The sequence below is a fragment of the Desulfobacula sp. genome, from assembly GCF_021107415.1.
The window spans coordinates 1-6,028 of record NZ_JAIOSW010000358.1 but is presented as its reverse complement, the minus strand read 5'-3'; the positions used below and the strand labels follow the sequence as shown (position 1 = coordinate 6,028).

The window sequence follows — 6,028 nt, the reverse complement described above, 5'->3', positions numbered from 1 at the left end:
TTTTTCAGGCAATTCCATTAGCTTAAAGGAGGGGCTGGCTATCTTAAAGTATATAATTAAAAGAACACTATGGACCATACCGACTCTGATCGGTGTATTGATTGTTCTATTCAGCCTGACATATTTTCTTCCCGGAGACCCTGCTTCTGTTATGCTTGGCCCGAGGGCAACACCAGCACTTATTGCAGAACTGAATGAAAGACTTCAGCTTGACAAACCTGTTTATACCCGCCTGGCTTATTATATCATTGGAGTGGCCAAAGGGGACTTAGGCTCCTCTGTCTGGTCCGGTCACACCGTAGTATCACTCATTTCTAAAAATTTACCCCATACCGTGCTCCTGGCCTTATCAAGCCTGGGTTTTGCTGCACTTGTCGGTATTTTTCTGGGGACTTACGCCTCTATTCATCGAAAAAAAGCAACGGGCGAGGCAGTGACAACCATCTCTTTACTAAGCGTAGCCATGCCGGATTTTGTTGCAGCCCTTTTACTGATGTTACTATTTTGCATACAGATTCCCATCCTACCCTCCCTGGGGGCAGGTGAAGACGGAAATTACGTCGATATCGCCCTTCACTTAATTTTACCGTCCATGGCCCTGGCCATCGGGTGGATAGGGTATATTTCCCGCCTGACAAAAGAATCCATGCTTGAAGTTCTCGACATGGATTACATCCGTACGGCCCGTGCCTTTGCAGCGCCAATTAATACTGTTTTTTATCGTTATGCTCTTAAAAATGCTGTAATCCCAACCATCACGGTTATTGGTCTTGGGTTTGGAAAGCTTTTAGGCGGCGCTGTCTTTATGGAAATCATTTTTAACCGGCCCGGGCTAGGAAAATTAATTGTTGATGCGGTTTACGCAAGAGATCTGCCTGTGGTGCAGGGTGGTATATTGATTACCACTATCATGTTTATTTTTGCAAATTTGCTGGCAGATATTTCTTATGCATTTGTTGATCCCAGAATCAAGTATGATTAAAAAGGAGTTGAAATGGGTAGCCATTTATCAGTAGAAACACAAAATCACTCTGTTGATTCGGAACAAATCATAATTGCCAAACACCGTTTAATCAACAGAATTAAGGGTTTGATCAAAGGGATAGCCCGTACCAGAGGCGGCCTTTTCGGGATGATTTTTATTATCGGAATGATTTTAACAGCTGTTTTTGCCCCTTTTATCTCGCCATTTGATCCCAATGAACAGGATATTATTAATCGGTTTTCAGGTCCCACCCTGGATCATTTTATGGGTACAGATTATCTTGGCCGCGATATTTTATCCCGTATTATTTATGGATGCAGAATCGCTACCATGGTCTCTTTCGGTTCTGTCACGCTGTCCGCTTTTGTCGGTGTAATTATGGGCGTGCTGGCCGGATACAGGGAAGGCAGCAAATTCGACTATTTTATCATTCTTATTTTTGATGTGGTAATCTCTTTTCCCCAGGTTATTCTGGCTCTTGCTATTATAGCTGTTTTAGGCCCATCACTCTTTAATCTCATTGTAGCCCTGGCTTTGACCTCTTTTCCATTTTACGGTCGAATTGCAAGAGCGCAGACCTTATCTGTTAAGGAATCCGACTTTGTTAAGGCATCCGAAGCACTGGGCCTTAGTAAAGCAAGAGTTATTTTCAAGCATATCATTCCCAATATCCTGACTCCCATTATTGTCTGTCTTGGCATGGATATGGCCACAATGATAATTTATGAAGCAGGACTCTCATTCTTAGGGCTTGGGGTAAAACCGCCCACAGCCTCCTGGGGAATCATGCTTCAAAACGGATACAAGTATATCATGACATCACCATGGATGATATTCTGGCCGGCTTTTGCCATTGCTGCCACCATGATTGCTTTTGCACTTTTCAGTGACGGATTTAGAAAAACCCTGGATCCAAAGGAGAGAGAGAAATGACAAATGAGCCGTTATTGGAAGTAAATTCATTGACCCTTGACTACCATCTGGCAGGCCGGAAAATGCGGGCGCTGGACCGGGTCAGTTTTAGCCTTAAAAAAGGCCAGGTTATTGGAGTAGCCGGAGAAAGTGGATGTGGAAAATCTACAATGGGTTTGTCCGTTATTGGTCTTTTACCTCAAATTGCAAAGATACCCAGGGGGGAAATCTTGTTTGAAGGAGAGGATCTGTTAAGAAAATCCCAACGTGAAATGGATGAGGATATCCGGGGTCAAAAGATATCCATGATTTTTCAAAATCCCCAAAACGCCTTGAATCCAGTTTTTAAAATTGGAACACAGATGACAGACTTTCTACGGTTTCAACAGATGAATCAGAAAATCAAAAAGAGAAGCAGTAAAAAACAGTTATATGAGATGGCGATCAGACAATTGGAGGATACCGGTATATCCGATCCCCGTGAAAGGATACACAATTATCCTTTTGAATTTTCCGGGGGGATGAAACAGCGGGTTATGATTTCCATGGCTTTGTCTTCCCAGACATCATTATTGATTGCAGATGAGCCGACCACAGCACTGGATATGACAATTGAAGCTCAGATTCTGGATTTGCTGGTAAAATTGAAGGCTAAATACAATACATCTATTCTTTATATCAGCCACAATCTTGGTGTGTTGTCTCAAATTTCAGACCAGATCATGATAATGTATGCGGGACGGATTTTTGAAATGGGACCCACTTCAATTGTGCTGGGTTCTCCCAGACATCCATATTCTTCAGCCCTTTTAGAGTCTCTTCCCGGACGTCATACAAAGGGCAAAAGGCTATTATCAATACCGGGCTATGTTCCTTCACTGGATCAATTACCGTCAGGATGTTCTTTTCACCCGAGATGCCCGTTTGCTGAGGATGAATGCAGCAGCATTACACCTGAGTTGCAGATGGTTTCATCGGATCACTGGTCAGCCTGCCTGTTGGATCAGCGCAGGGGGAGGCAGAAATGGAAATGGATCTGATACAGATTAATGATTTAAAAATGCATTTTTATCTTGGCAAAGGGTTGCTGTCTAAGTTATTTGGCAAAGGTTTAAGGGTTGTTCATGCCGTCGACGGAGTGAACCTGAAAATTAAGAAAGGTCATACTTTCGGGCTTGTAGGAGAGAGCGGGTGCGGAAAATCCACCCTTGGTCAAACTATTTTTCGTCTTTTAAACCCTCAGTCAGGAGAAATATTATTCGAGGGTGAAGATATCTTTAAAATGGACTCTATACAAAGGCACAATTTTCACCAGAAAGCCCAGCTCATTTTTCAAGATCAGTTTGGCTGTCTTAACCCGAGAATGACTGTTAAACAGATTATTGCAGAACCATTGATTGCTTATAATGCTGTTAATAGCAGTACAGATATAGATGAAAAAGTAGGTAAACTTCTGGAAGCAGTAAATCTGCCATCTGAAGCTGCTTACAAATTCCCTAATGAATTTTCCGGCGGGCAGGCCCGGCGGATAGGTCTTGCACGTGCAATAGCTTTAGATCCTTCTTTTATTGTAGCAGATGAACCCACTTCAGGGCTGGACATTTCCACGGCTGCAACCATTCTTAATTTGATGCAGGACCTTCAGGAAAGTCTTGGATTGACCTATCTGTGGATATCTCACAATTTAAACCAGGTTAAATATATGTCCGATGATATTGCCATTATGTATCTGGGAAAAATTGTTGAAATGGGAAAGACCGAGCATGTTTTTAATAATCTGGCACATCCTTACAGTCAGGCATTAATTTCTGCAATGCCAAGAGTAGGAAAGACAAATAAGAACAAAATAATACTTGAAGGAGAAATTCCAAGCCCGATTAGTCCACCTTCGGGATGTCGCTTTAGAACCCGCTGCAGATATGCAAAATCAATTTGCTCAAGACAAGAACCGGAGCTTTTAGACATAGGTTCCGGGCATTATGCAGCCTGTCTTCGCCTTGACAGCATTCCATCCGGGATCAATTAAAAAAGAACTTAACTAAATTAACCAGGTTTCCAGCTTAGCCGGAGACCCGGTTACCTGGCAGAGTAATGATACGCAGAACTTATTAGTAACGGAGAATGAGATGAAATTAGAACGTCTGTGGGAGTCATCACCCATGAATAAAAGCTATGATGCAGTGATTATCGGCGGGGGCATTCATGGCCTGGCAACTGCCTATTTTCTGGCAAAAAATCACAATATTACAAATGTTGCCGTGATAGAACGCAAACATGTAGGATACGGTGGATCATGTCGTAATACCGCTATTGTCAGAGCAAATCAACATACCCAGAAAAATATCAATTTTTATAAAGAAGGCCTTGAGATGTGGCCTGAGTTAATGAATGAACTGGATTTTAACATGATGTTCCATAATTGCGGTATCATGGATCTGCTTCATTCTGAAGATGATATTTCAGTCGCACGAAATTCGGTGAGTACTGCACAATTTTGCGGGGTGCAAAGTGAAATATTAGACCAGCAGCAGACCAAGGAACTGGTCCCGGAACTCAATCTTTCCGAAGATATTACTCACCCGATAATAGGGAGCATGTACCATGCACCCGGTGGGATACTGCGGCATGACGGTGTAACCTGGGGACTTGCAAAGGGAGCGGCTTCGTACGGCGTTCATATCCACCAGCAAACTGAAGTTTTAGATATCCAGGTTGAAAAAAATAAGATTATCGGCGTAAAAACCAACCAGGGTAATATAAAAACCCCAAAAGTACTGATCTGTGCCGGTGGATATGGTAACCTGATGGCCCATAAGCTTGGAATCGCCCTTCCCATTCACAGTCTTACCATCCAGGCCTGTGTAACACAGCCGTTAAAGCCTTTTTTGAATACCATAGTGGCTTCAGGGGCATACTGGGTTTATGCAAACCAGACATTAAAGGGCGAGATCGCAGCCGGGGCTCACATGGACCCCTGGCCTAATTATACAACAAATACAACACCTCAATATTTACAACATCTCACCCAAGGCCTTGTGGAGATCATGCCCTGTTTTAAAGGAATTAAATATATGCGGCACTGGTCTGGCCTTGCTGATATGACACCGGATTCTGCACCCATTATCGATGGTAATTATCCTGTTAATGGTCTTTATATGAATGTCGGGTGGGGATACTTTGGGTTTAAAGCCGGGCCTGTAGCAGGCAAATATATTGCCCAGTACATGGCCAATGGGTCAAAACCATCTGTTCTGGAAAATTTTAGTTTAAAGCGATTTGAAAACTTTTTGTCTAATGGAGAGAATCCATATGCATATGCTTACGGGCCGAACAATTAAGGAGAATCAAAAATGTCTTATACAATAACCTGCCCTGTATGCGGAAAAAGGGATTTAGGAGAATTCAGGTTTGGAAATGAGGAGAAAGACCAGATTTCAGATCAGGACAAACTCACTCAAATTGAATATGTCAAAGAAGCCATTATGCATACAACACAGGCAGGGCCCCAGAAAGAATGGTGGTGTCATGCCTATGGGTGTGGTTCCTGGTTTACTACTTATAGAAATACACTGACAGGAAGAGAAGTTGATGAAAAGGGGGTGGCAATATGATGCGCCTTATACAATCTGCAACACAAAAAATAAACAGGGCAAAGCCAATTTCTTTTTCCTGGGAAGGTCAGTCTTTTACAGGGTTTGAAGGGGACAGCGTGGCAAGCGCTCTCTTTGCCAATGGGGTAAAAATTTTCAGCCGCAGCCTTAAATATCATCGTCCCAGGGGATTGTACAGCATGGATGGTGAAAGTGCCAATACCCTGGTTAATATAAACGGCGAGTGCAATGCCCGGTCGGAAACAACACCCTTAAGTGAGGGTGCTAGGGTCACGGCCCAAAATTACTGGGGGTCTGTTGAGAATGACAGATTTGCATTTCTAAATTATTTTGATGGATTCATGCCTGCGGGATTTTACTACAGACGGCTTCATAAACCTGCTTTTCTCTGGTCCATAGCCAGCAAATTTATTCGGAAAATGGCTGGGACAGGTGTTCTTGATACAAAGCAAACCTGGAACAAAAATAATTCCAGTGAACTCTATCCCCAGGCTGATGTTTGTGTCATCGGCGGTGGCCC

Annotated in this window: 7 protein-coding genes; all 7 read left to right on the top strand. The window is 43.0% G+C overall.

Features of this window, described 5'->3' with window-relative positions; genetic code table 11:
- Positions 1-982 (top strand): ABC transporter permease (locus K8S13_RS18050; protein WP_291464692.1); only part of this gene is annotated, 982 nt, incomplete at its 5' end.
- A 12-nt stretch (positions 983-994) separates the two neighbouring features.
- Positions 995-1,918, top strand: coding sequence for an ABC transporter permease (locus tag K8S13_RS18045; RefSeq protein WP_291464690.1), 924 nt, complete (start codon positions 995-997; stop codon positions 1,916-1,918).
- Positions 1,915-2,937: an ABC transporter ATP-binding protein gene (locus K8S13_RS18040; protein ID WP_291464689.1), complete on the top strand. Its 1,023-nt coding sequence runs from the start codon at positions 1,915-1,917 to the stop codon at positions 2,935-2,937. Before K8S13_RS18045 ends, K8S13_RS18040 begins: the two co-directional genes overlap by 4 nt.
- Complete coding sequence (locus K8S13_RS18035; RefSeq protein ID WP_291464687.1) at positions 2,922-3,923, top strand: ABC transporter ATP-binding protein; 1,002 nt, start codon at positions 2,922-2,924, stop codon at positions 3,921-3,923. The genes K8S13_RS18040 and K8S13_RS18035 overlap by 16 nt, the downstream gene beginning before the upstream one ends.
- Positions 3,924-4,023: 100 nt before the next feature.
- Positions 4,024-5,235 carry an FAD-binding oxidoreductase gene (locus tag K8S13_RS18030; RefSeq protein ID WP_291464685.1) on the top strand — a complete coding sequence of 404 codons (1,212 nt, stop codon included), beginning with the start codon at positions 4,024-4,026 and terminating at the stop codon, positions 5,233-5,235.
- A gap of 12 nt (positions 5,236-5,247) precedes the next feature.
- Positions 5,248-5,508, top strand: coding sequence for a sarcosine oxidase subunit delta (locus K8S13_RS18025; RefSeq protein WP_291464683.1), 261 nt, complete (start codon positions 5,248-5,250; stop codon positions 5,506-5,508).
- Positions 5,505-6,028: 2Fe-2S iron-sulfur cluster-binding protein (locus K8S13_RS18020; protein WP_291464681.1), on the top strand; the 524-nt coding region annotated here is incomplete at its 3' end. The genes K8S13_RS18025 and K8S13_RS18020, both read left to right, overlap by 4 nt.

What these genes read in the sequence shown, in the direction of transcription:
- K8S13_RS18045 (WP_291464690.1), top strand. Translation starts at nt 995, where the DNA reads ATGGGTAGCCATTTATCAGTAGAAACACAAAATCACTCTGTTGATTCG.
- K8S13_RS18040 (WP_291464689.1), top strand. Translation starts at nt 1,915, where the DNA reads ATGACAAATGAGCCGTTATTGGAAGTAAATTCATTGACCCTTGACTAC.
- K8S13_RS18035 (WP_291464687.1), top strand. Translation starts at nt 2,922, where the DNA reads ATGGAAATGGATCTGATACAGATTAATGATTTAAAAATGCATTTTTAT.
- K8S13_RS18030 (WP_291464685.1), top strand. Translation starts at nt 4,024, where the DNA reads ATGAAATTAGAACGTCTGTGGGAGTCATCACCCATGAATAAAAGCTAT.
- K8S13_RS18025 (WP_291464683.1), top strand. Translation starts at nt 5,248, where the DNA reads ATGTCTTATACAATAACCTGCCCTGTATGCGGAAAAAGGGATTTAGGA.